The sequence below is a fragment of the Azospirillum sp. TSH58 genome, from assembly GCF_003119115.1.
Lineage (GTDB): Bacteria > Pseudomonadota > Alphaproteobacteria > Azospirillales > Azospirillaceae > Azospirillum.
Genome location: NZ_CP022364.1, coordinates 866,754 through 888,301, shown reverse-complemented (window position 1 = coordinate 888,301; position 21,548 = coordinate 866,754). Strand labels below are relative to the sequence as shown.

The following is a 21,548-nucleotide window of genomic DNA, read 5'->3' as shown; positions in this document are numbered from 1 at the left end:
TTTGCGGGGCCGGCCCTCCTCGGCCTGGCCCACCACACTCAGCCGGCGCTGCATCCGCATGATCCGCTCCCGCAGTGCTGGCCGTGTTCGTGCCCGTCCCCATGAGCGTGGCCATGAGCGTGGCCATGGCTGTCGTGGTCCATCTCGCGGGACAGGAACAGGTTGCCGATTTCGAAGAGAAGCTCGCGGGTGCCGCGGTAGCCGACCTGGACCTTCAGCCCGGCGCCCAGCCGGTCGAACATGGGAAGCCCCATGCGGTGCAGCGGCACGCCGATGCGCGCCGCCCCCTGCCGCCCGTGCGAGTTCGAGACGATCAGGTCGGCGTCGCGGGCCAGCGTCTCCACGTCGGAATGGTCGCCGACCATGACGGTCGCGGCCTTCAGCTTCTCCAGGACGGCGGTCTGGGTGGGGGAGACGGCGGCGATCACCTCCGCCCCCATGTCCGCCAGGAAGCTGGTGACGGCGTAGAGCAGGTCCGGCTCCAGCGCGACGGCGATCCGCTTGCGGCTGTAGAAGAAATGCCCGTCGAGCATGCCGTCGACCAGCGTCTCGCGCTGGTGGCGCAGCTTCGCCGGAACCGGGCGGCCCGACAGCTCCGACAGGGTGCGGACGAGGCGGTCCGACGCCTCCAGCCCGGTCAGCCGGTCGAAGAAAAGGCTGCGCACGTCGGTCTTCAACTCCAGCGCCGCGGCGGCGACGCGCATATGCTCGCCGATCACCAGCGTGGCCTCCGACGCGCCCATGGCGGCGATCTGCTCCACCGTCACGCCGCCCAGCGAGGTCGCCGTGAAGTCGTCCGGCTGGCGGCCCGACATGGACAGCGACAGGTCCGGCAGGAAGATCGGCGACAGGCCGAAGCTCTCGATGATGTCGCGCAGTTCCTCCACGTCGCCCGGCGACAGGTGGCAGCCGGCCAGCACGTTGATCTGGCCCTTCACGGTCGTTTCCGACGGCTGGACCACCTCCTCGACGATGCCGGTCACCGCGGCGGAGAAGCCGTCCTCGAACCCGCCGGAGAAGTCCGGGGTGTTGGCGAAGACCAGCTTCAGGCCGGAGAGGGCGGGGTTGCGCTGGCGGAACAGCGAATATTGCCCGGCCATGTCCTCGCCCTTGGTCTCGGTCACGCCGGTGGTGGCGACGCCGATCAGGGCGGGCGCGTTGCGCTCGTGGATGGTGCGGACGGCCTGTTCGAGATTCTCGTAGCCGCCGAGGATGGTCGAGACCTGATCCATCGCCGTGGTCTGGAGCGGGATGGCCTCGCGGAAATGGCGGACCAGCAGGACCAGCCCGAAGGCGGTGCAGCCCTGGCTGCCGTGGAACAGCGGCATGCAGCGGTCCACGCCGAGGAAGGCGAGCGCCGCGCCCAGCGGCTGGCTCATCTTCAGCGGGTTGGTGGAGGCCGCCTTGGCGGAGTGGGGGAAGCGCTGGATGTTGCCCATGGCGGTTACGCTCCCACCGGCTTAACGTCCGGCTTGGAGTCCGGCTTGGAGTCCCAGGGGGCGGCCAGACGCACCTGCCGCCAGATCGGGTTGGACAGCGTCTTGTCGATTTCCTCACACAGGTTGACGATGCCGTCATAGCCCGCGTAGGGGGTGTGGCGCTCCTGGTTCAGGTCGAGCCACGGCACCTTGGCCTTCAGCGCGATGAACTGCGACCGGCCGCCGGACATCATGATGTCGGCCTCGCTGTCGCGCAGCATCTTGTAGATGTCGCGGGGCTTCAGGTCGTCCCACTGGTGGAACTCCTCGCCCTTCATCTTCTTGATGCGCTCCTTGTCCTCCTTGGTGGACTTCTTGGTGGAGGTGCCGACGATGGTCAGCCCGGCGCCTTCCAGCGCGGTGACCATCGACCAGCTCTTCACGCCACCGGTGAACAGCAGGACGCGCTTGCCGTCGAAGCGCGGTTTGTATGGCTCCAGGCGCCGCCAGACGCGGCTTTCCTCGCGGGCGATGACGCCCTCGGTGCGGTCGATGATGGCCTTGTCGGCGCCGCGCTCCACCAGCATGCGCGCCATCGTGCGCAGCGTGTCCGACATGTCCGAGACGCCGTAGAAGGAGCCTTCGAAATAGGGGATACCCCAGCGCTCCTGCATCTTGCGCCCGACATTCACCAGCGCCTGCGAGCAGACCACCATGGTCAGCCGCGCCCGGTGGGCCTGGGCGACCTCGTTGTAGCGCCCGTCGCCGGAGATGCAGGACAGGATGCGGATGCCGATCTCGTCGAGCAGAGGCTTCACCAGCCACAGCTCGCCGGCCAGATTGTATTCGCCGACGATGCAGATGTCGGTCGGGGTCGTGACCTCCGGCTCCACGGTGCCGATGACGTGGTCGAGCAGCGTCTCGCCGGCCAGCTTGTTGCCGAGGTTCTTCGATCCGACGAAGCCCGGCGCCATCACCGGGATCACCGGCTTGCCCAGCTTCTTCGCGGCGAATTTGCAGACGGCCTCGATGTCGTCGCCGATCATGGCGGGGACACAGGTCTGGTAGACGAAGACCGCCGGCGGATCGTACTGCTGCACGACCTCCTTGATCGCCTTGTAGAGCTTCTTCTCGCCGCCGTGGATGATGTCGAGTTCCGACATGTCCGTGGTGAAGCCGGTGCGGTAGAGCTGCGAGCCCGACGACTTGGTGCCGCGGTTGTCCCAGGAGTTGCCGAGGCAGGCGATCGGCCCGTGCACGAGGTGGGCGGCGTCGGCGATCGGCTGGAGCGCGATCATCGCGCCGTCATAGGCACAGCCCCCGGCGGCCGCCCCCGGCTTCAGGGCCTTGGAGCACCCCTTCTTCCGCTCCTTCTCCGACTTGGCTTGGTTGGTGGAGCAACCCGGCTCGTTGAAGACGTCCTGGAGCTTTTCCTGGAGCATGACCTTCTCCCGCCATTGGCCGACATCGGCGCCTGTGGGTCAGTCGCCTGTGCGTCGGTCATATGCAGGAGGTGTGCCAGACAATGAATTGTTTACATTCAACAAGTTGAGGTGAAGGACCCCGTGTGCGATACCCGACAATGGCGGACTTTGTCGGGTATCGCACAGCCTGGGGCGATGGTGGGGCGGCGTCCGGCGCGCGCCCTCAACGGGCCAGGACCTTGGCGGCTTCCTTGGTTTCCGAGACCGCCGCCGCGATCTGGGTGATCGCGGAATTGATGGCGCCGATGTTGTGGTCGACGGCGCTGACCGAGGCCGAGGCGTTCTGCATGTTGGTGGACATGTCGCCGGTCACCGCGCTCTGCTCCTCCACCGCACCGGCGGAGACGGTGACGAACTCCATCAGGTTGCTGGTGGCCTGGCGGATGTTGCCCAGCGCCGCGACGACGTCGGACGAGACGGCCTGCATGCCTTCGATCTCCTTGGAGATCTGTGCGGTCGCGTTGGCCGACTGGTTGGCGAGATTCTTGACCTCGTTGGCGACGACCGCGAAGCCGCGCCCGGCCTCGCCGGCCCGCGCCGCCTCGATGGTGGCGTTGAGCGCCAGCAGGTTGATCTGGCTGGCGATGGAGCTGATCAGGTCGACGATGCCGCCCATCGCCTTGGCGACCTCCGTCAGCCGCGCCGCCGCCCGGTCGGCGTTCCCCGTCTCGTCCATCGCGGTGCTCGCCGCCTGACGGGAGCGGATCATGCTGTCGGCGATCTCCCGGGCCGACGCGGCCAGTTCCTCGGCGCTGGCGGCGACCGTCTGGACCGTGCCCTGGGTCGCGCCCGACCGCTGGGCGGCGTCCTCGGCCTGCCGGCCGGCGGCGGAGAGCGCGGTGTCGATCTCGGTGAAGTTGTTGTCGATCAGCGCCTTCAGCTGGTCCAGAAGTTCGACCTGACGGGTGATGTCGGTGGCGAACTTGACGATCTTGGACAGCCGGTTGCTGCTGTCGAACACCGGGTTGTAGGAGGCCTGAATCCACACCACCCGTCCGCCCTTGCCGATCCGCTTGTACTGGGCGGCCTGGAATCGGCCCTGCCGCAGGCTCTCCCAGAAGGCGCGGTAGTCTGGGCCGCCATGCTCGGCCGGATCGACGAAGGTGCTGTGGTGGCGCCCCGCGATTTCCGGCAGCGTGTAGCCGAGCAGGGACAGGAAATTCTCGTTGGCGGTGATGACCGTGCCGTCGGGGGTGAATTCGATCACCGCCTGCGACTTCGAGATGGCATCCGCCTTGCCGCGCAGATCGATGTGTTCCCGATGGCGCTCGGTGACGTCGGTGCAGACCTTGACCACCTTGTGGGTGACGCCCTGGCGGTTCTTGATCGGGTTGTAGGACGCCTCGATCCAGACTTCACGCCCGCCCTTGCCGATGCGCTTGTACAGGGAGGACTGGAACTCGCCCCGGCGCAGCCGTTCCCAGAAATCCTTGTAATCCAGACTGTCGTGGAGATTCGGGTCGACGAATATCCGGTGATGCTTTCCTTTGATCTCCTCAAAGCTGTATCCCATACATCGGAGAAATTGATCATTTGCCGACAATATGTTGCCAAATGTGTCAAAGGTAATCATGCCATTAGATTTGTCTAATGCGCCGGTGATCTCGGATGCTTCAGTGTTTCTTGACTTTAGAAAAGCTTTAAAAGGCATCTCGATTACCCTTGTTGCGTAAGAAGGGAAAGATATTCTGAGGCTATGGGGAGTTTGGATAAAAAATAATTAATTATTGTTCGTGTTGCGCCGTACCGCCGCGGTGGTGAAAGTATTCGCGAATGTATATATTTTAAATGATGTGGAAAGATTGCAATTTTTTGTTGATGTTGTGGATATTCGGTAAGTGGTGATCGTTGGGAGTGCGTGGCTTTTGCCGCTCCGGCCATTCAACCGGGGGCAATCCGCGCATTCAGGGGAGGGCGGCGGGGTTCCGCCGCGCCGAACAGCCTTCTTCGGAAAGCTGTGGGGAGGCGGAGGGTGCAGCGACCGCCGGGGGCGGCTCCGTACCCTTTCCACCGGGGGTTCACGATGGTGCGGAGCCACGCTCCCGCGATGGCGCGCGGCTCCACCGCCCGCCGTCAGGGGACGATCACATAGTCGGGGTTGGCGACGGCGAAGACCGCCTCGCGGTCCGGCTGGGGCGGGTAGATCCACTTGGTGTTGATCTCGCGCTTCACCGCCTTGCCTTCTTCGCGGGTCAGCCGGACCTGACGATCCCAGCCTTCGGTGAAGAGAGCGCCCCACGGGCCGAGGTCGAGGCAGGTCACGTATTTGGGCTGGCTGTAGGGGTGGATGGGCAGGCCGACCAGTTCCGCCGCGGCGTTGTGGCCGGCGACGCGGCCCAGGCTGAGGGCGTGCTGGCAGGACATCGCGGCGACGTTGCCGAGGTCGTCGGTGGCGGCCCGCGCCACGTCCCCGGTGACGAAGATCCCATCGGCGCCGACCGCCCGCAGGAACGGGTCGGCCGGGACGCGCCCGAACCGGTCATGCCCGCCGCTGATCTGCGCGGCCAGCGGGTTGGCGCGGGCGCCCGCCGTCCAGACGACGGTGGCGGCGGCGATGCGTTCGCCGGTGGCGGTGGTCACGCCGTCGGCGTCGATGGCGGCGACGGCCGTGCCGGCGACGATCTCGACGCCGCATTCGGCCAGCGCCTGCTCGATGACGGGCCTCGGCACGGGGCCGAGGTCGGGGCCGATGGCGGGGGCCTGCTCGACCACCAGGACGCGGACCTTGGCGTCCGCACCCAGGATGGCGCGCAGCCGGTCCGGCATCTCCGCCGCCGTCTCGATGCCGGTGAAGCCGCCGCCGGCCACCACGACGGTGTTGCGCGCCGCCGTCTCAGGCCGGGCGGCCAGGGCCTTCAGATGGGCGTCGAGGGTGTGGGCGCTGTCGAGCTGGTCGACGTTGAAGGCGTGCTCGGCGAGGCCGGGAATGGGCGGGGTGAACAGGCGGCTGCCGGCGGCCAGGACGAAGCGGTCGTAGGGCAGGGTGAACCGGGCGCCGTCGGTGCCGGTGGCGTCCACCGCGCGGCGGTCGGCGTGGATCGTCTCCACGACGCCGGGAATGTGGCGGACGCCCACGGCCTCGAACAGCGCCGCGAGGTCCGGCGCCATGCCCTCCAGCACCGCTTCGTAGAGGCGCGGGCGGATGTGGAGCTGTGGGACCGGCGAGACGACGGTGATCGCGACGTCGCTGTCCCGGCCGGCCAGCGCCACGGCGCGGGCGGCGGAGAGGGCGGCCCACAGCCCGGCGAAGCCGGAACCGGCGATGACGATCTGCTTTGTCATGACTGTGTGTCCTTCTGAAAGCCGGACAGGGGGGAGCGTTCTGGCGCGCGGGTGCGCGGCAGCCATCCCGTCCGTCCGGCGGAGGTCCGGGAGGTGTTTCAGGGCATCGGGTGAGGCGTGGTGGCCGGGCCGGCCAGGGCGCCGGCTACGGTGTCTGCCGTGTCCGGGACGCGGCGCGGGCGCCGAGGCGCGCGTCGATCCAGGTCCGGACGTCGCCTTGGAACGCCGGCGGGGCCTTGCGGCCGAAGGTCTCGCCGACGCTGGCCAGCGTTTCCTTGGCCAGCGTGTCGCGCATCGCCTTCTCGGCCTTCAGCATCACGGCGTGGATGGCGCAGACGCCGGAAGTCGCCCAATCCGGCGGTCTGTCGTTGAAGACCGCGCAGCGGCCGCGGATCTCCTGGCACTCGAACAGCGGCTTCTCGCCCTCGATGGCGTCGACGATGGCGAGGAAGCTGATGTCCGCCGGTGGCTTGGCGAGGCGGTAGCCGCCGCGCACCCCTTCGCTGGCCGTGACGATCCCCGCCTTCTCCAGCTTCGGGAAAATCTTGGCGAGGAAGGAGGGGGAGATGCCCTGCAACTCCGCCAGATCCCGGCTGCTCAGCGGCGTGTCGCCGGTGGCGGCCAGCCAGAGCAGGCAGTGGATGCCGTATTCGACGCTTGCGGTGAGGTGTGCCATGGCGTGGCCCGTCCAACGGTCTCGACAACACAGACCGTATCAGTCCGCGTTATCGGGCGCAAGGTCAAAAACACGGACTGACATAGTCCGTGTTTAAGTGTGTGGCTATGGGCCGGAAAAGGAAAAGCCGGAGCCCACCTTGCGGGTGGACTCCGGCTCTCCGGGGAAGCGGCCGGGCGGGGGGATGGAGGCCCCGCGCCGGCCGGGGGAGGTCAGCGCACCAGATCGAACGAGTAGTCGGTCTCGCCGACGATGTTCGTGTTGGCGTCCATATCCTCGAAGATCCGATCCAGGATGCGCACCAGCACGTTCAGAGCGCCCTGGTAGCCCCAGGTCGGGTAACGGTGATGGTGGTGGCGGTCGAAGATCGGGTAGGTCAGGCGGATGAGCGGGATCTTGGTATCGCGCTCCAGATACTTGCCGTAGCTGTTGCCGATGATGTAGTCGACCTTGTCGGTGAACAGCAGCGAGCGCAGGTGCCAGAGGTCCTTGCCGCCGTAGGCCTTGCCGGACTTGCCGAACGGCGAGGCGTCAAGCACCTTCTGGACCTGCTTCTCCCACTTCTTCGAGCCGGAGGTGGACAGGATGTGCACCGGCTCGGCGCCCAGCTCCATCAGGAACTTCGACATGCCCAGGCAGAAGTCCGGGTCGCCGTACACGGCGAAGCGCTTGCCGTGCAGGTGGGTGTGGCTGTCGGCGATGGCGTCGACGAGACGGCCGCGCTCCAGCTTCAGCTCCGCCGGGACCGGCTTGCCGGACAGCTCGGCCAGCTTCAGCAGAAGCTCGTCGGTGCCGGTGACGCCCATCGGGTAGTTGTACTTGGCGACCTGCTGGCCCTTCTCCTTGATGAACTGCAGGGACTGCGGGGTGCAGTATTCCTGCATGGAGATGGTGGCCTTGGCGTGGACGGCCTCCTTCGTGGCCTCCAGCGGGGTGCCGCCGTCATACATGCGGTACTCGCCGTCGGCCGGGGTGTCGAAGTTGTCCGACACGTCCGACAGGATGGTCAGCTGGATGCCGAACAGGCCGGCGATGCGCTTCAGCTCGCGGTTGTTGCCGACTGCGAAGCCGTCGAAGCCCGGGATCAGGTTGATCGTCTCGTTCTTCGGGGTGTCGAAGTTCTCCGACGTGCCCCAGAAGTGGGTCAGGACGCCCTTGATCATGTTGTCGTAGCCGACGATGTGGCTGCCGACGAAGGCCGGGGTGTGGGCGAAGGGAACCGGGAAATCCGCCGGGACGCTTTCCTTGTTCTTCGCGTTGCTGATGAAGCCGGAGAGGTCGTCGCCGATGACCTCGGCCATGCAGGTGGTCATTACGGCGATCATCTTCGGCTTGTACAGAGCGTAGGCGTTGGCCAGGCCGTCGATCATGTTGTTCAGGCCGCCGAACACCGCCGCGTCTTCCGTCATCGACGAGGAGACCGCGGAGTTCGGCTCCTTGAAGTGGCGGGTGAGGTGCGTGCGGTAGTAGGCGACGCAGCCCTGCGAACCATGGACGAAGGGCAGGGTGCCCTCGAAGCCCTGGGCCGCGAACATCGCGCCGATCGGCTGGCAGGCCTTCGTCGGGTTGATGACGACCGCCTCACGGGCGAAGTTCTTTTCCTTGTACTCTTCCGTCTTGGTCCACGCGGAAACCCGGGCGACCTCTTCGTCGGAGTGGCCGTACTCGAACTCCGTCTTCTTGCGCTCGAGCAGCTCCTTGTATTCGGGCTGACGGAAGAGCGTGAAGTGGTCGATGACCTTGTCGGCGCTCTGGGAAACGGGGTGGGACATGCTCATTACTCCTATCTTCCAGAGGCCGCTTTAGAACGGAGCCTTCATGATGCCCCAGACGGGGTTGTTGATGGCCAGATCCATGTCGCGGGCGAAGATCGCGAAGCCGTCGTAGCCGTGATACGGACCCGAGTAATCCCAGGAGTGCATCTGGCGGAAGGGCAGGCCCATCTTCTGGAAGACGTACTTTTCCTTGATGCCCGAGGCGACGAGGTCCGGACGCATCACCTCGACGAACTTCTCCAGTTCGAAGGCGGTGACGTCGTCGTAGATCAGCGTGCCTTCCTTCACGTAGTGCTGGGTGCGCTGATAGTCGTCGTTGTGGGCGAATTCGTAGCCCGTGCCGACGATCTCCATGCCCAGGTCATGGTAGGCGTCGACCACGTGGCGCGGACGCAGGCCGCCGACGTAGATCATCACCTTCTTGCCTTCGAGCCGCGGCTTGAACTTGGCGATGACGGCGTCGACCATCGGCTGGTACTTGGCGATGACCTTTTCCGCGTTCTCCTTGATGGTGTCATCGAAGAGGGCGGCGATCTTGCGCAGGGACTCGGCGATCTGCGACGGGCCGAAGAAGTTGTACTCCATCCACGGAATACCGAACTTCTCTTCCATGTGGCGCGCGATGTAGTTCATCGAGCGGTAGCAGTGGATGAGGTTCACCTTCGCCTTCGGCGTGTTCTCCAGCTCGGCGAGCGTGCCGTCGCCCGACCACTGGGCGATCACGCGCAGGCCGATCTCCTCCAGCAGGATGCGGCTGGCCCAGGCGTCGCCACCGATGTTGTAGTCACCGATGATGGTGACGTCGTACGGGGTGGAGACGAAGCCTTCCTTCGGCTCGGTCTTCTCGAAGATCCAGTCGCGGATGACGTCGTTGGCGATGTGGTGGCCCAGCGACTGGGAGACGCCGCGGAAGCCTTCGCAACGGACCGGAACGACCGGCTTGCCCAACTCCTCGGACTTGGCGCGGGCGACCGCCTCGATGTCGTCGCCGATCAGGCCGATCGGGCACTCGGACTGGATGGAGATGCCGTTGACGAGCGGGAACAGCTCGTTGATCTCCTCGATCACCTTGTGCAGCTTCTTGTCGCCGCCGAAGACGATGTCCTTCTCCTGGAAGTCGGAGGTGAAGTGCATCGTGCCCCAGCTGTCCACGCCGGTGTCGCCGACATAGTAGTTGCGGCGGCCGGACCAGGAGTAGTAGCCGCAGCCGACCGGGCCGTGGGAGATGTGGATCATGTCCTTGATCGGACCCCACACCACGCCCTTGGAACCGGCGTAGGCGCAACCACGGATGGTCATCACACCGGGGATCGACTTGATGTTCGACTTGACGCCGCAGTCCTTGGCCTCGGCTTCCAGCACGTTCAGGTGCTTGGCGCGGCGCTTGCGGGACTTCTCGGGATACGCTTCGAGAACCTTGTCGACGAGACCCTTGACGTCGACGCCTTCGTTCACGGACAGGCTCATGGTGCCAGTCTCCTGCATGCTCTCATTGTCCGCGCCACTGCAGCGCGGGACCGAGCCCCCTCTCTCCCACCCCGCGCACAAGGGCGGAGTGGGCTGGGGAGGGGGCCAGTTCAGACCTGTGCCCCGTCAGGGACCCAGGTATCAGGCCTTGGCGGCTTCCTTGGCCTGGAGCTCGGCGAGCTGCTGCTCCTCCGACTTCATGATGCCGAAGTCCATCAGCATCTCTTCCAGCTCTTCCATCGTGATCGGGGTCGGGATGGTGCCCTTGCCCTTGTTCGCGTGGACCTTGGCGGCGAGCTGACGGTACTCCTGGGCCTGCTGGCTGTCCGGGGCGTACTCGATGACGGTCATGCGGCGCAGCTCGGCGTGCTGCACGATGTTGGCGCGCGGCACGAAGTGGATGAGCTGGGTGCCGAGGCGGCCGGCCAGAGCCTCCGCCAGATCGATTTCCTTGTCGGTCTGACGCTCGTTGCAGATCAGGCCGCCGAGGCGCACGCCGCCGCTGTGGGCGTACTTCAGAATGCCCTTGGCGATGTTGTTGGCGGCGTAGAGCGCCATCATCTCACCGGACATGACGATGTAGATTTCCTGGGCCTTGTTCTCGCGGATCGGCATCGCGAAGCCGCCGCACACCACGTCGCCCAGCACGTCGTAGGAGACGTAGTCGACGTCGTCGTAGGCGCCGTTCTCTTCCAGGAAGTTGATCGAGGTGATCACGCCGCGGCCGGCGCAGCCGACCCCCGGCTCCGGACCGCCGGACTCGACGCACTTGATGCCCTTGTAGCCGATCTTGAGAACGTCCTCGAGCTCCAGATCCTCGACCGAGCCGGCTTCGGCGGCGAGGTGCAGCACGGTGTCCTGCGCCTTGGCGTGCAGGATCAGGCGGGTCGAGTCGGCCTTCGGATCGCAGCCGACGATCAGGATCTTCTGATCCAGCTCGACCAGCGCGGCCAGGGTGTTCTGGGAGGTGGTGGACTTGCCGATACCGCCCTTACCGTAGAACGCAATCTGGCGCAAAGACATGGGAGGTTACTCCTTTGCTTGGGTCTACAGGGTGTCTTCAATTCCGGGGCGGCCTGCCCAGCGGCCGCTTCGACCCCTTCTCTGCATCCCCCGTGCCAGTTCGCTAAAAATTTTTAAGTCATTGAAAATGAATAAGAATATAGATTGCGGACGCGCGTGGCCCGCTTTGTCGGGCCTGTGACATACCCGACAAAGCCCGACATTTTGTCGGGTCTCTCGCAATGAAAAGGAGGTGTGGACGGATTGCGCCCCGACGGCTCGGGCGGCGGCGTCAGGCGGCGGCGTGGTTCAGCGCGTCGCGGGCGACGACGAGGCGCAGCGCCAGCGCCTCCAACTCGTCGCCGTCCTGGCCCATGTCATAGAGAAGCTGGGCCAGCGACTGGCCGCGGGCGAGCAGGCGGCGCGCCTTCGCCGGGTCGGCGGGGCGGGCCAGCAGGATGCCGACGAGACGCTCCCCGGCGATGCCGGCCAGCGCGCGGCTGCGCTCGGCCAGACGGCGCTCCAGCGTGTCGAGCACCGCCGGCCGGCCGGCGTGGTCGAGGTCGGTGCAGAACTGATGCAGGGAGCGGAGCTGGCGCAGCAGCGCCTCGAACAGCAGCTCGTCGAGGTCGCCGCCGTTGGCGGCCTTTCCGACAAGATCGAACAGCGTGTCGGAAAGCCGCCACGCCGCCGACAGGCAATCGTTCATCGCCTTGCGGTCGGCGGGCTCGACGAAGGCGTTGGCCTCCTCGCGGTGCTCCTCCTGGTCGTCCAGGTTCCGCAGGGCGACGACGAGCAGCCCGTCCACCGAGGCCAGCGTGGCGAGGCTGGCGTGCAGCGCCTTGATGCCGCGGTCGGCGCCGAAACCGTCCATGGCCTCCGCCGCGCGGCGCAAGGCGTGGCGGGTGAGGCGGCGCGACTGGTAGACGACGTCGCGCAGCGCCACGGTGGCGCCCAGCGTCTCCAGCATCAGCCGCCGCGCCTCGAAGCGCAGCAGGGCGTGGGCGAGGCCGTCCATGGCGCCCGCGGTGGCGCCGGCCGGGTCGTCCTCCGCGGCCGATGTCTCGCCGCGCACCAGACGGTCGGCGTCGGCGCGGGCGTCGGCCTCGATCGCCGACACCACCGACAGCACGGCGCCGCGCCCGGCGCCGCGCAGCAGGGCGACCAGGGCGCGCAGGGCGGTGGCCACCTCAAGCGCGCCGGGGAGCCCGTCCTCGGCGGTGCTCTTGTTGTGGACGACGCGGTCGATCAGATGATCGCGCAGGCGGGGCAGAAGCACGTCCAGGATGATCGGCGCGGTGGGGCGCAGCAGCGCCTCCAGCAGGCGGCCCTGCGGCTGGCCGAGCATGGCGCCCAGCGGATTGACCGGCTTTGGCACCAGACGCGGGCGGTGGGGCTCCAGCAGGGCCAGCACCTCGTCGCCGCGCAGGGGGGTGATGGTGCCGCGCAGCAGCCGGGCGAGCGTCACGGCGTCGCGGGCCTCCTTGGCGCCGCGCAGCGGAACCGGCGCCCGTCCCGAACGCATCGGCATCTTTTCCGAGACGGCGGAAGGAAGAAGAACGCGCGGGGGCTGTGCCGCCCGGTTGCGCGTCTCCTGTTCCTTTCGCTTCATCGGCCACATGGCCTTGCCTCGTCTTGCGGTGCCTTGGAACCTGTTTGATCAACTATGGTGTCGTCCAGCTATTCGTTCAAACGGATATTTTTAAGATATTTGGAGTAAGCCAAAAGTTGTTTCGGCTGTTTAATCGAATTGTTTTCGAATTCGAAATGTCTTGTCGCGCGGATGACCTCGCCCTGCGGTGACGCGGCCCCTTGGCGGACGCGCCGGTTCGCTGTATCCATGAAAGAATTGTGGATTTGAGAGCGCGATGGCGGACGGTTTGGCGAGCGGTGGCTTGAGGGATGCGCGGGGGCGGCTGATCGATCCGGATTCGCCGCTCGCGCTGAAGGCGCATCGCACCAACCTGCTGAACGTGACGGCGGAAGCGCTCTGCGCGGAAGCCTTCAACGACGAGCCGCGGCGCCTGCGCATCGGCGGCACGCGCAGCGAACACGCCGTGCTGTTCGAGGCGCTTGATGAGAGCCCGAACAGCCTGATCGCCGCCGACATCTTCCAGCACTACATGGCCTTCACCTTCGGGCTGAACCCGGACTTCTCCGGCGCCGAGGGCGCGGACGGGCGGCGGCGCTACCGCGCCAGCTATCTGCGCCTGCTGAAGGGGTGGCTGTTCGACAGCAACAACGCCGAGGGGGCGGTGCTGAAGGGCTGGGTGGAGAGCCGGTTCGGCCTGCTGCCCACCTATCACAAGGAACCGATCCTCCGCTTCGCCTCCGACGCGTGGCGGCTCTACGGCGAGGAGAAGGTCTCCACCCGCTTCCACAACAACAACATCAACCTGCAGCTCGACCTGCTGTACGAATACTGCCAGTGGTGGATGCGCCGCGGCTGGCCGGACGCGCCGATGCCGTCGCGCGCCAGCCACATCCGGCTCTACCGCGGCGTCAACGATTTCGAGGAGCACCACATCGTCGCGCGCCCCGACAAGCGCACGGCGGTCCTGCGCCTCAACAACCTCAGCTCCTTTTCCATCGAGCGCGACATCGCCGGCCAGTTCGGGGACTACATCCTCGAAACCTGGGTGCCGCTCACCAAGGTGGTCTTCTTCCGCGACATCCTGCCCCGCTACCCCTTCAAGGGGGAGGGCGAGTATCTGGTCGTCGGCGGGGATTACAGGGTGGGGGTGTCGCTTCTCTGACAACCGATCACGGGACAGATCCGGCCCATGACTGACCATTCCATCCGCTCACGCGCGCTGGGCGCCTATCTCGGGCTGGCCTGCGGCGACGCGCTGGGCGCCACCGTCGAGTTTCTGACAAAGGGCGAGATCGCCCACCAGTACGGCGTGCACAAGCACATCAAGGGGGGCGGCTGGTTGAAGCTGCCCGCCGGGCAGGTGACCGACGACACCGAGATGTCGATCCATCTCGGCCGCGCCATCCTGGCCGCCCCGGAGTGGGACGCCCGCCGCGCGGCGGAGGAGTTCGCCATCTGGCTGAAGGGCGTTCCCGTCGATGTCGGGGACACGACACGGCGCGGCATCCGCCGCTTCATCATGCACGGCACCCTGTCGGAGCCGGAGAGCGAGTATCACGCCGGCAACGGGGCGGCGATGCGCAACCTGCCGGTCGCGCTGGCGACGCTGGGCGACGACGCGGCCTTCGAGCGCTGGACGGTGGAGCAGGCGCACATCACCCACTGCAACGCCATGTCCGACGCGGCGACCCTGACGCTCGGCCACATGGTGCGCCGTCTGGTGCTGGGCGGCGGCGTGCGCGACGTGCGCGACGAATCGAACAAGCTCATCGCGAAGCACCGGCAGTTCAAGTTCCAGCCCTACCGGGGCCTGTCCACCGCCTACATCGTCGATACGATGCAGACGGTCATGCACTACTACTTCCAGACCGATTCCGTGGAATCCTGCGTCGTCGAGACCGTCAACCAGGGCGGCGACGCCGACACGACGGGCGCCATCGCCGGCATGCTGGCCGGGGCCACCTACGGGGTGGAGACCATCCCGCCGCGCTGGCTGCGCAAGCTCGACCGCGACGTCTACAACGAAATCTGCGCCCAGGTGGACGGGCTGCTCGCCCGCTCTCCGGCGCTCAAGCAGGGGTGACTTCGACCATGGCCGACGTGATCTTCTTCGAAAAGCCCGGCTGCGCCGGCAACAACCGCCAGAAGGCGCTGCTGGCGGAGGCCGGGCACACCGTCCACGCCCGCGACCTGCTGTCGGAGCCCTGGACGGCGGACAGCCTGCGCCCCTTCTTCGGCGACCGCCCGGTGGCCGACTGGTTCAACCGCAGCGCCCCGGCGGTGAAGAGCGGGGAGGTCGATCCGGACGCGCTGGACGAGGCCGCCGCCCTGGCGCTGATGCTGAAGACGCCGCTGCTGATCCGCCGCCCGCTGATGCAGGTGGGCGACCGCCGCGACTGCGGTTTCGAGGCGGAGCGGGTCGACGCCTGGATCGGGCTGGCCGCCGGGGCGCCGGAGGGCAGGCTGGAGGGCTGCACCCGCGCCGGGATGCCGCCCTGCCCACCACCCGCAAAGGGGTGACGGGACGCGCCGGACTGTCGTAGGTTTGCCCCCGACTTGTCTGACACCCGACAATCCAGCGATGGGGGCCGATCCATGTGCGAACTCCTGGGCATGAGCGCCAACGTGCCCACGGACATCTGCTTCAGCTTTCGCGGCCTGATGCGCCGCGGCGGGCAGACCGGTCCGCATCGCGACGGCTGGGGAATCGCCTTCTACGAAGGGAAGGGCTGCCGCACCTTCCACGACCCGGCGCCGAGCTGCGAGTCGGAGATCGCGCGGCTGGTCAGCAGCTATTCCATCAAGTCCTGCGTGGTGATCTCCCACATCCGCCGCGCCAACCGCGGCCGGGTGTCGCTGGAGAACACCCATCCCTTCACGCGGGAGCTGTGGGGGCGCGTCTGGACCTTCGCCCACAACGGCCAGCTCAAGGGGATCAAGGAGCAGACGCTGACCTTCTACGAGCCGGTCGGGACGACGGACAGCGAGCACGCCTTCTGCTGGCTGCTCGACCAGATCCGCATGCAGTATCCGGAGCCGCCCAAGAGCAGCGGCGCCCTGATGCGGCTGATCCGCGACCTCGCCTCCGACCTCGGCACGCTGGGCGTCTTCAACATGCTGCTCAGCGACGGGCGGTACCTGTGGTGCCACTGCGCGACCAACCTCGCCTGGCTGACCCGCAAGGCTCCCTTCGGCCCGGCGACGCTGATCGACGAGGACATGAGCGTCGATTTCGCCAAGGAGACGACGCCCGACGATGTGGTGACGGTGGTCGCCACACGCCCCCTGACCCGTGACGAGAACTGGACCGTCATGAAGAGCGGCGAGATGGTCGTGTTCAAGGGCGGCAATCGGGTGCGCTGACCAGAGATTGTTCTGATTTGCGCAACGAAGATTGGCGAAATCGGGGCTCAATCGATTGGCGTAAGCGGGCTTATGGTCACTCCCGAGACAAACCGAAGCGGTGACGGTGCCGGACCGGCGCCCCGCTTCCCGGACAGGAAGACGTGACCATGAAGATCCTTCGCATCGACTCCAGCCCGCTGGGCGACGCCTCCGTTTCCCGCCAGCTCACCGCCTCCATCGTCGCGGCGCTGCGCCAGGCGACCCCGGACGCCGAGGTCTCGCACCGCGACCTGACCGTCGCCCCGCCGGACCATCTGACCGGGGAGCTGATGCAGGTCGTGAAGTTCCGCAACCTGGAGGGTCTGACCGCCCGCCAGCAGGAGGAGCTGGCCCTGACCGACGCGCTGGTCGACGAGTTCCTGGCCGCCGACGTCGTGGTCATCGGCGCCCCGATGTACAACTTCACGGTCCCGACCCAGCTCAAGGCCTGGATCGACCGCATCGCCCAGGCCGGCCGCACCTTCCGCTACACCGAGACCGGCCCGGTCGGTCTGGCCGGCGGCAAGAAGGTCTACATCGCCTCGACGCGCGGCGGCGTCTACTCGACCAACGCCGCGATGAGCGCCCTGGACCACCAGGAGGCTTTCCTGCGCACCGTGCTGGGCTTCCTGGGCGTCACCGACGTGACGGTGATCCGTGCCGAGGGCGTCGGCATGGGTCCGGACGCCCGCGCCAAGGCGCTGGCGGCCGCCCAGCAGGAAATCGACGCCCTGGCGACCCCGGTCGCGGCGTAAGGGAAGTCAGTCCCCATTCAGTGTCCCCTCTCCCCTCCGGGGAGAGGGTTTAGGGTGAGGGGGTTGCGCGTGGCGGACCGTCCGGCACAAGCTCACCCCCCTCACCCGGCCCTCCGGGCCACCCTCTCCCCGGAGGGGAGAGGGAAGCTTCGCAACGCGCTTGCTTCAATTGGCCCCCATCGCTGCGCCGATCCGCCGGACCGCCTCGTCCAGGGGCAGGTCGAGGCGGGTGATGTTCTGCAGCTCCAGGAAGCGTGCCTCGTTCTTCGACAGTTCGCCCTCGATCACCGCCCAATGCCGGTCGGACGAGCGCTTGGCGATCTGGCGGGCGAAGGTGCGCTGGATTTCCTGGTCGAAGCGGCAGCCGAGATAGAGGAAGCTCCGGCCCGCCCGTCGTTCCTGCACGACGGCGGGGATCGGCGTCTGGATGTCGATTTCCGTCAGGATCTCGACAAAGTCGCTGTCGGAAATCAGGTAGTTTCCCGACGGCGTCGCACTGCCCGACGGCTTGTAGAGCAGGGTCTCCCAGCCGGACGCCGCGGCGGCTTCGACCTCCGCCCCGCCCGGCGCGTAGTATTTCACCCATTCGCCCACGCCCTGCGGGTGGGACAGGCCCTGGATCTGGCCCCAGCTCCGCCCCGCATCGGCGGTCAGCAGGCTGTCCAGCGTGTTGTCGTACCAGACATCGACGATCATCGGCGGGGCGGGCAGGGTGGCCAGCCATTGGTGCACCGGCGTCGCCGGGACCTCGCGCTTGAAGATCTCGTTCAGGATGCCGTCCAGCGTCTTGCGGTGGCGGCGCGATTCGATGAACTGGGCGACGGCGGTCAACTGGCTGCGGATGCGGCCCGGCGCGGCGACCTTGGCGTTCAGCCGCTGGGCCAGTTCCAGCGAATTGCGCGGGATCGGGCAGTCGGCCTCCGGCAGCAGCGCGAAGGCGCCCGGCCCGAGATAGGGCACCACGCCCCGCGCCTTCAGCGCCGCGGCGATTTCGGTGACGATGGTGTCCGTGTCCGTGCTGTCGAGGACGGCGGTGTCGGTCATGCTAACCCCGTTCGGCTGGCTGTTGCCCCCACCCTGGCCCTCCCCCGCTGGGCGGGGGAGGAGATTTGCGCTGGGAAAGGGGAAGCGTTTCACAAATAGATCGCCGCGCCCGCCCCTGTGTTGACGGTGGCGTCCTTCAGCGTGTCCACGATGAACTGCACTTCGTCGGCGGTGACCTTGTGGTGCAGCGGCAGGGCCAGCACGCGGTCCACCGTCTTCTGGCAGACCGGGCAGTCGGCCCGGCTGGCGCCGCGCTCCTGGTAATATTGCTGGGTGTAGAGCGCCTGCCCGTAGTCCGACGCCTCCACCTCGTGGGTGGCCAGATCCTCCAGCACCGCCTTGCGCCCCGACGCGGTGAAGCGGGTGCCGAGATGCACGGCGTAGACCATCGGGTGCACGTCGTCGGCGCCCGGCCCCTTGTAGGGTGGCTTGATGCCTTCGAAGGACGCCATGGCCGCCTCGTAGAAGCCGACCACCTCCCGGCGCTTCGCCAGGATCTCCGGCAGGCGCTTCAACTGGACGAGGCCCAGCGCGGCGGTGATGTTGCTCATGCCCGCCTGGAAGGGAATGGTCCGGGTGATGACCACCGTGTTGCGGTGCTCCGTCTCGCGGCGGCGCAGGTAGCGGAGCTGGTGGGCGAGGTTGCGGTCGTCGGTGACGATCATCCCGCCTTCGCCGGTCACCAGCACGCCGGGTTCGGAGAAGTCGAAGATGGCGCAGTCGCCGAAGCCGCCGACCAGCTTCCCCTTGTAGGAGGAGCCGATCGCCTCCGTCGAATCCTCGATCAGGATCAGCCCCTTGTCGGTGGCGAGCGCGCGCAGCTCGTCCCAGTGGGCGGGGTGGCCGTTGACGTTGCCGGCCAGGATGGCCTTGGTCCGCGGGGTGATCTTGGCCTCGGCCTTGGCCGGGTTGATGGTGTGCTGCCAGTAGTCGATGTCGACGAAGACCGGCTCCGCGCCGGCCAGCGCGATGGCGTGCTGCACCTGATGCCAGCCGAAGGGGGAGCAGAGAACCTCGTCCCCCGGCCCGATGCCGTAGGCCTTGAGGACCATCAGCGTGGCGATGGTGCCGCTGGACACCGCGACCGCGTGGGCGCGGCCGAGCCAGGCGGCGAAGGCCTGCTCGAACCCCTCCGTCATCCGCCCGTCGCCGAGGCTGCCGGAGGTGAGGATGCGGCTGATGACCGCCACCTCCGCCTCGGAAATGTCAGGGTCGATCAGCGGGATGTAATCGCCAAGCTCCGCGTCGTCTTCGGGCATTGTCATTCCGCGATCCTTTTCAGTCGTCCTCGTCCCGTTGCGCGATCACCACGCCGGTCGCCGTCTCCGGCTTGTTGGTGATGAGCCAGCAATGGTTGGTGCCGTCCACGAGGTAGAGGTTGAAGCCGGGCTCCTCCCGGAAGGCGTCCTCCGCCATCACCGCGGCGTGCGCCCCGGTGACGTTGGACAGGTCCGGGTGCGCCTCGCGCACGGCGCGGACGACGTTGTCGAGCCGGGTGCCGTCCGCGAAGAGTCTGCCGGCCAGGGCGGCGATGGCGTCGATCCGTTCCGGGGTCAGGGCCATGGCCGTCACTCCGCGCCGCGCTTCTTGGCTTCGACGGTGATGGGCAGGCGGGTGTCCGCCGGCATTTCCGGCAGGTCGAGCGTCCAGCCGTTGGCGACCTTGATCCAGCCGCCCCACAGGCCCGGCTTCTCCATCTCGGTGATGGGCTCCTCCAGGTCCTTCTTGGCGACGTAGATCGTGTATTGCTCACCGGCCTTGCGCACCATCACCTTCATGTCACTCTCCAGTCGTCGTGTGTTTGGCTGTCGTGGTTGCGGGTGTCAGGCCGCGATCCGCGCGTAGAGCGCGGGAAACTCGTTGAGGACCGATTCCACCTCCTCCGCCGTGCTGTAGCGGCTGAGGGAGAAGCGCAGGCTGGCCGCCGCCTCCGCCGGGGACAGGCCCATGGCGGTCAGGACGTGGCTCGGTTCGTTGCCGCCGGTGGCGCAGGCCGCCCCCATGGAGACGGCGATGCCGGCGCGGTCGAGCCGCATCAGCAGCTCCTCCGCGTCCAGCGGGCGGCCTTGCGGGTCGGCGAAGCGGATGTTGCTGGTGTTGGACAGGCGGTCCGCCCCCTCGCCGTTGACCCGGCTGCCCGGCCAGGCGGCGAGCACGCCGCGCTCCAGCCGGTCGCGCAGGATCGCCATGCCGCCGGCCTCCGCCACGGTGGCGGCGGCGCGGCCGGCGGCGGCGCCGAAGCCGACGATGGCCGGCACATTCTCCGTCCCGCCGCGGCGGTGGCGTTCCTGATGGCCGTGGATCAGCGGGGCGAAGGGCACGCCCTTGCGGATGTAGAGGGCGCCGATGCCCTTCGGCCCGTGCATCTTGTGGGCGGACAGGGTCAGCAGGTCGGCGTTCACCGCGTCCACCCGGATGGGCAGCCGCCCGGCGGCCTGCACCGCGTCGGTGTGGAACAGGGCGCCGCGCGCCTGGGCGATGTCGGCGGCGGCGCCGACCGGCTGGATCGCCCCGGTCTCGTTGTTCGCCCACATCACGGAGACCAGCGCCGTCTCCGCCGTCACCGCGTCGCGCAGGTCGGCGAGCGCGATGGTGCCGCTGCCGTCCACCGGCAGGACGGTGACCCGCCAGCCCTGCCGCTCCAGATCCCCGGCCAGCATGAGGGTCGAGGGATGCTCGACCGCCGTGGTGACGAGGTGGCGGCGTTCCGAACGCTCCGCCGCGACGGCGCGCAGCGTGCCGAGCAGGGCCGTGTGGTTGGCCTCCGTCGCGCTGGCGGTGAACAGGATGTCCGCGGCCTTCGCGCCGACCAGCGCCGCCACCTGGGCGCGCGCCTCGCCCACCGCCCGCTTGGCGGCCATGCCGGCGGCGTGCGGGCTGGAGGGGTTGCCGTACTCTCCGAACAGGTGCGGCAGCATCGCCTCCCGCACCTCGGGCGCCAGCGGGGTCGTCGCGTTGTTGTCGAGATAGATCATGGGTCCATCGCAGGCCGTGGCACGGAGGGGGCGGTCAGTCCATCACGCCGGGGACGCCGCGGCGGCGGCCGTCGGCGGGGGCGATCTCCTCCTCCAGGCAGCCGACGACGACGCCAGCCGGGAACTCCACCAGATAGACGGGGATCTGCGTGCCCTCGGCATGGCCGATGCGCACGATGATGCCGGGCGTGCCCTTCGGGGCCAGCAGGGCGCCGTCCTCGGCGTTGGGGTGGCTGCCGTCGTTGTGGAGGTCCACCGTGGCGGTGACCGCCAGGCCCCAGTCGTAGAGCGGTTCGCGGGGCGGGATGAAGCCGGGCTTCTTCGCTTCGGTAACGGCGTCGCTCATCGCGTGCTCCTCAGGCGGAAGGGTCACTGTGGGGAAAAATCACTGGGGGTCGTTGCAGTGGGCATCGACCAGTTCGAGTTCCTTGGCGCGCATGCCGACGATGATGCGCTTCTCGTAAAAATCGACGCCGTAGATGTAGTACATCTGCAGGTAGGTGCCGATCGACTTCACATAGCCGATGTCCCCGGTGCGGATCAGGAAGTCGCCCATCGGGCGTCCGGGGTAGGTGCCGTCGTTGCGCACGTCGCGAAGGGCACGGACCTTCTGGCCCTCCTCGAAGGCGGGGCGGTCTTCCAGTTCGATCGTTTCGTTCGGATCGCGGGCGCGCTCGCGCATTCGGTGCTCC

The 21,548-nt window shown here is 67.4% G+C and carries 21 protein-coding genes; 5 read left to right on the top strand and 16 right to left on the bottom strand.

What is annotated here, in order from left to right:
* Window positions 1–38: 38 nt before the first annotated feature.
* The 9 genes from nifN to TSH58p_RS07720 all read right to left on the bottom strand — a co-directional run bounded on the left by nifN (window position 39) and on the right by TSH58p_RS07720 (window position 12,629).
* Window positions 39–1,439 (bottom strand): nitrogenase iron-molybdenum cofactor biosynthesis protein NifN, encoded by a 1,401-nt coding sequence (gene nifN, locus TSH58p_RS07760; RefSeq protein WP_109068587.1) that lies wholly within the window; start codon window positions 1,437–1,439, stop codon window positions 39–41.
* A gap of 5 nt (window positions 1,440–1,444) precedes the next feature.
* Window positions 1,445–2,860, bottom strand: coding sequence for a nitrogenase iron-molybdenum cofactor biosynthesis protein NifE (nifE, locus tag TSH58p_RS07755; protein ID WP_109068586.1), 1,416 nt, complete (start codon window positions 2,858–2,860; stop codon window positions 1,445–1,447).
* A gap of 205 nt (window positions 2,861–3,065) precedes the next feature.
* Window positions 3,066–4,553 carry a PAS domain-containing methyl-accepting chemotaxis protein gene (locus TSH58p_RS07750; protein ID WP_109068585.1) on the bottom strand — a complete coding sequence of 496 codons (1,488 nt, stop codon included), beginning with the start codon at window positions 4,551–4,553 and terminating at the stop codon, window positions 3,066–3,068.
* A 422-nt stretch (window positions 4,554–4,975) separates the two neighbouring features.
* Window positions 4,976–6,184 (bottom strand): NAD(P)/FAD-dependent oxidoreductase, encoded by a 1,209-nt coding sequence (locus TSH58p_RS07745; RefSeq protein ID WP_109068584.1) that lies wholly within the window; start codon window positions 6,182–6,184, stop codon window positions 4,976–4,978.
* 145 nt (window positions 6,185–6,329) lie between these two features.
* Window positions 6,330–6,860, bottom strand: a complete 531-nt coding sequence (locus TSH58p_RS07740) for an Rrf2 family transcriptional regulator (RefSeq protein ID WP_109068583.1) — start codon at window positions 6,858–6,860, stop codon at window positions 6,330–6,332.
* Between the two features lie 212 nt (window positions 6,861–7,072).
* Entirely contained in the window at window positions 7,073–8,632 is a 1,560-nt protein-coding gene (nifK, locus tag TSH58p_RS07735; protein WP_109068653.1) for a nitrogenase molybdenum-iron protein subunit beta, read from the bottom strand.
* 30 nt (window positions 8,633–8,662) lie between these two features.
* Window positions 8,663–10,102, bottom strand: a complete 1,440-nt coding sequence (gene nifD / locus TSH58p_RS07730) for a nitrogenase molybdenum-iron protein alpha chain (RefSeq protein ID WP_014239785.1) — start codon at window positions 10,100–10,102, stop codon at window positions 8,663–8,665.
* Window positions 10,103–10,243: 141 nt separating this feature from the next.
* The gene (gene nifH, locus TSH58p_RS07725) at window positions 10,244–11,125 is read right to left on the bottom strand and encodes a nitrogenase iron protein (RefSeq protein ID WP_109068582.1); all 882 of its coding nucleotides are present in this window, start codon (window positions 11,123–11,125) and stop codon (window positions 10,244–10,246) included.
* A 271-nt stretch (window positions 11,126–11,396) separates the two neighbouring features.
* Window positions 11,397–12,629 (bottom strand): hypothetical protein, encoded by a 1,233-nt coding sequence (locus TSH58p_RS07720; protein ID WP_247895522.1) that lies wholly within the window; start codon window positions 12,627–12,629, stop codon window positions 11,397–11,399.
* A 343-nt stretch (window positions 12,630–12,972) separates the two neighbouring features.
* Between TSH58p_RS07720 and TSH58p_RS07715 the strand changes: the two genes are divergently transcribed.
* The 5 genes from TSH58p_RS07715 to TSH58p_RS07695 all read left to right on the top strand — a co-directional run bounded on the left by TSH58p_RS07715 (window position 12,973) and on the right by TSH58p_RS07695 (window position 16,837).
* The gene (locus TSH58p_RS07715) at window positions 12,973–13,860 is read left to right on the top strand and encodes an NAD(+)--dinitrogen-reductase ADP-D-ribosyltransferase (RefSeq protein ID WP_109068580.1); all 888 of its coding nucleotides are present in this window, start codon (window positions 12,973–12,975) and stop codon (window positions 13,858–13,860) included.
* A gap of 27 nt (window positions 13,861–13,887) precedes the next feature.
* Window positions 13,888–14,781 (top strand): ADP-ribosyl-[dinitrogen reductase] hydrolase, encoded by an 894-nt coding sequence (gene draG, locus TSH58p_RS07710; protein WP_109068579.1) that lies wholly within the window; start codon window positions 13,888–13,890, stop codon window positions 14,779–14,781.
* Window positions 14,782–14,789: 8 nt separating this feature from the next.
* Window positions 14,790–15,218, top strand: coding sequence for an ArsC/Spx/MgsR family protein (locus TSH58p_RS07705; RefSeq protein WP_109068578.1), 429 nt, complete (start codon window positions 14,790–14,792; stop codon window positions 15,216–15,218).
* A 75-nt stretch (window positions 15,219–15,293) separates the two neighbouring features.
* The gene (locus tag TSH58p_RS07700; protein ID WP_109068577.1) at window positions 15,294–16,061 is read left to right on the top strand and encodes a class II glutamine amidotransferase; all 768 of its coding nucleotides are present in this window, start codon (window positions 15,294–15,296) and stop codon (window positions 16,059–16,061) included.
* Window positions 16,062–16,210: 149 nt separating this feature from the next.
* Window positions 16,211–16,837, top strand: a complete 627-nt coding sequence (locus tag TSH58p_RS07695; protein WP_109068576.1) for an FMN-dependent NADH-azoreductase — start codon at window positions 16,211–16,213, stop codon at window positions 16,835–16,837.
* Between the two features lie 165 nt (window positions 16,838–17,002).
* Here TSH58p_RS07695 and TSH58p_RS07690 read toward each other — a convergent pair whose 3' ends face one another.
* The 7 genes from TSH58p_RS07690 to TSH58p_RS07660 form a co-directional block, all read right to left on the bottom strand.
* Window positions 17,003–17,881: an SIR2 family protein gene (locus TSH58p_RS07690; protein WP_109068575.1), complete on the bottom strand. Its 879-nt coding sequence runs from the start codon at window positions 17,879–17,881 to the stop codon at window positions 17,003–17,005.
* A gap of 89 nt (window positions 17,882–17,970) precedes the next feature.
* Complete coding sequence (locus TSH58p_RS07685; RefSeq protein ID WP_109068574.1) at window positions 17,971–19,146, bottom strand: DegT/DnrJ/EryC1/StrS aminotransferase family protein; 1,176 nt, start codon at window positions 19,144–19,146, stop codon at window positions 17,971–17,973.
* Between the two features lie 13 nt (window positions 19,147–19,159).
* Window positions 19,160–19,444, bottom strand: a complete 285-nt coding sequence (locus tag TSH58p_RS07680; RefSeq protein ID WP_109068652.1) for a hypothetical protein — start codon at window positions 19,442–19,444, stop codon at window positions 19,160–19,162.
* A gap of 5 nt (window positions 19,445–19,449) precedes the next feature.
* A complete protein-coding gene (nifT, locus tag TSH58p_RS07675; RefSeq protein ID WP_109068573.1) occupies window positions 19,450–19,659 on the bottom strand; it encodes a putative nitrogen fixation protein NifT in 210 nt (69 codons plus the stop codon).
* 45 nt (window positions 19,660–19,704) lie between these two features.
* Window positions 19,705–20,856, bottom strand: a complete 1,152-nt coding sequence (locus tag TSH58p_RS07670) for a cysteine desulfurase family protein (RefSeq protein WP_109068572.1) — start codon at window positions 20,854–20,856, stop codon at window positions 19,705–19,707.
* A gap of 34 nt (window positions 20,857–20,890) precedes the next feature.
* Window positions 20,891–21,202: a nitrogen fixation protein NifZ gene (locus tag TSH58p_RS07665; protein WP_109068571.1), complete on the bottom strand. Its 312-nt coding sequence runs from the start codon at window positions 21,200–21,202 to the stop codon at window positions 20,891–20,893.
* Between the two features lie 39 nt (window positions 21,203–21,241).
* A complete protein-coding gene (locus TSH58p_RS07660; protein ID WP_109068570.1) occupies window positions 21,242–21,538 on the bottom strand; it encodes a nitrogen fixation protein NifZ in 297 nt (98 codons plus the stop codon).
* Window positions 21,539–21,548: the final 10 nt, after the last annotated feature.

What these genes read in the sequence shown, in the direction of transcription:
- nifN (WP_109068587.1), bottom strand. Translation starts at nt 1,439, where the DNA reads ATGGGCAACATCCAGCGCTTCCCCCACTCCGCCAAGGCGGCCTCCACC.
- nifE (WP_109068586.1), bottom strand. Translation starts at nt 2,860, where the DNA reads ATGCTCCAGGAAAAGCTCCAGGACGTCTTCAACGAGCCGGGTTGCTCC.
- TSH58p_RS07750 (WP_109068585.1), bottom strand. Translation starts at nt 4,553, where the DNA reads ATGCCTTTTAAAGCTTTTCTAAAGTCAAGAAACACTGAAGCATCCGAG.
- TSH58p_RS07745 (WP_109068584.1), bottom strand. Translation starts at nt 6,184, where the DNA reads ATGACAAAGCAGATCGTCATCGCCGGTTCCGGCTTCGCCGGGCTGTGG.
- TSH58p_RS07740 (WP_109068583.1), bottom strand. Translation starts at nt 6,860, where the DNA reads ATGGCACACCTCACCGCAAGCGTCGAATACGGCATCCACTGCCTGCTC.
- nifK (WP_109068653.1), bottom strand. Translation starts at nt 8,632, where the DNA reads ATGTCCCACCCCGTTTCCCAGAGCGCCGACAAGGTCATCGACCACTTC.
- nifD (WP_014239785.1), bottom strand. Translation starts at nt 10,102, where the DNA reads ATGAGCCTGTCCGTGAACGAAGGCGTCGACGTCAAGGGTCTCGTCGAC.
- nifH (WP_109068582.1), bottom strand. Translation starts at nt 11,125, where the DNA reads ATGTCTTTGCGCCAGATTGCGTTCTACGGTAAGGGCGGTATCGGCAAG.
- TSH58p_RS07720 (WP_247895522.1), bottom strand. Translation starts at nt 12,629, where the DNA reads ATGCGTTCGGGACGGGCGCCGGTTCCGCTGCGCGGCGCCAAGGAGGCC.
- TSH58p_RS07715 (WP_109068580.1), top strand. Translation starts at nt 12,973, where the DNA reads ATGGCGGACGGTTTGGCGAGCGGTGGCTTGAGGGATGCGCGGGGGCGG.
- draG (WP_109068579.1), top strand. Translation starts at nt 13,888, where the DNA reads ATGACTGACCATTCCATCCGCTCACGCGCGCTGGGCGCCTATCTCGGG.
- TSH58p_RS07705 (WP_109068578.1), top strand. Translation starts at nt 14,790, where the DNA reads ATGGCCGACGTGATCTTCTTCGAAAAGCCCGGCTGCGCCGGCAACAAC.
- TSH58p_RS07700 (WP_109068577.1), top strand. Translation starts at nt 15,294, where the DNA reads ATGTGCGAACTCCTGGGCATGAGCGCCAACGTGCCCACGGACATCTGC.
- TSH58p_RS07695 (WP_109068576.1), top strand. Translation starts at nt 16,211, where the DNA reads ATGAAGATCCTTCGCATCGACTCCAGCCCGCTGGGCGACGCCTCCGTT.
- TSH58p_RS07690 (WP_109068575.1), bottom strand. Translation starts at nt 17,881, where the DNA reads ATGACCGACACCGCCGTCCTCGACAGCACGGACACGGACACCATCGTC.
- TSH58p_RS07685 (WP_109068574.1), bottom strand. Translation starts at nt 19,146, where the DNA reads ATGACAATGCCCGAAGACGACGCGGAGCTTGGCGATTACATCCCGCTG.
- TSH58p_RS07680 (WP_109068652.1), bottom strand. Translation starts at nt 19,444, where the DNA reads ATGGCCCTGACCCCGGAACGGATCGACGCCATCGCCGCCCTGGCCGGC.
- nifT (WP_109068573.1), bottom strand. Translation starts at nt 19,659, where the DNA reads ATGAAGGTGATGGTGCGCAAGGCCGGTGAGCAATACACGATCTACGTC.
- TSH58p_RS07670 (WP_109068572.1), bottom strand. Translation starts at nt 20,856, where the DNA reads ATGATCTATCTCGACAACAACGCGACGACCCCGCTGGCGCCCGAGGTG.
- TSH58p_RS07665 (WP_109068571.1), bottom strand. Translation starts at nt 21,202, where the DNA reads ATGAGCGACGCCGTTACCGAAGCGAAGAAGCCCGGCTTCATCCCGCCC.
- TSH58p_RS07660 (WP_109068570.1), bottom strand. Translation starts at nt 21,538, where the DNA reads ATGCGCGAGCGCGCCCGCGATCCGAACGAAACGATCGAACTGGAAGAC.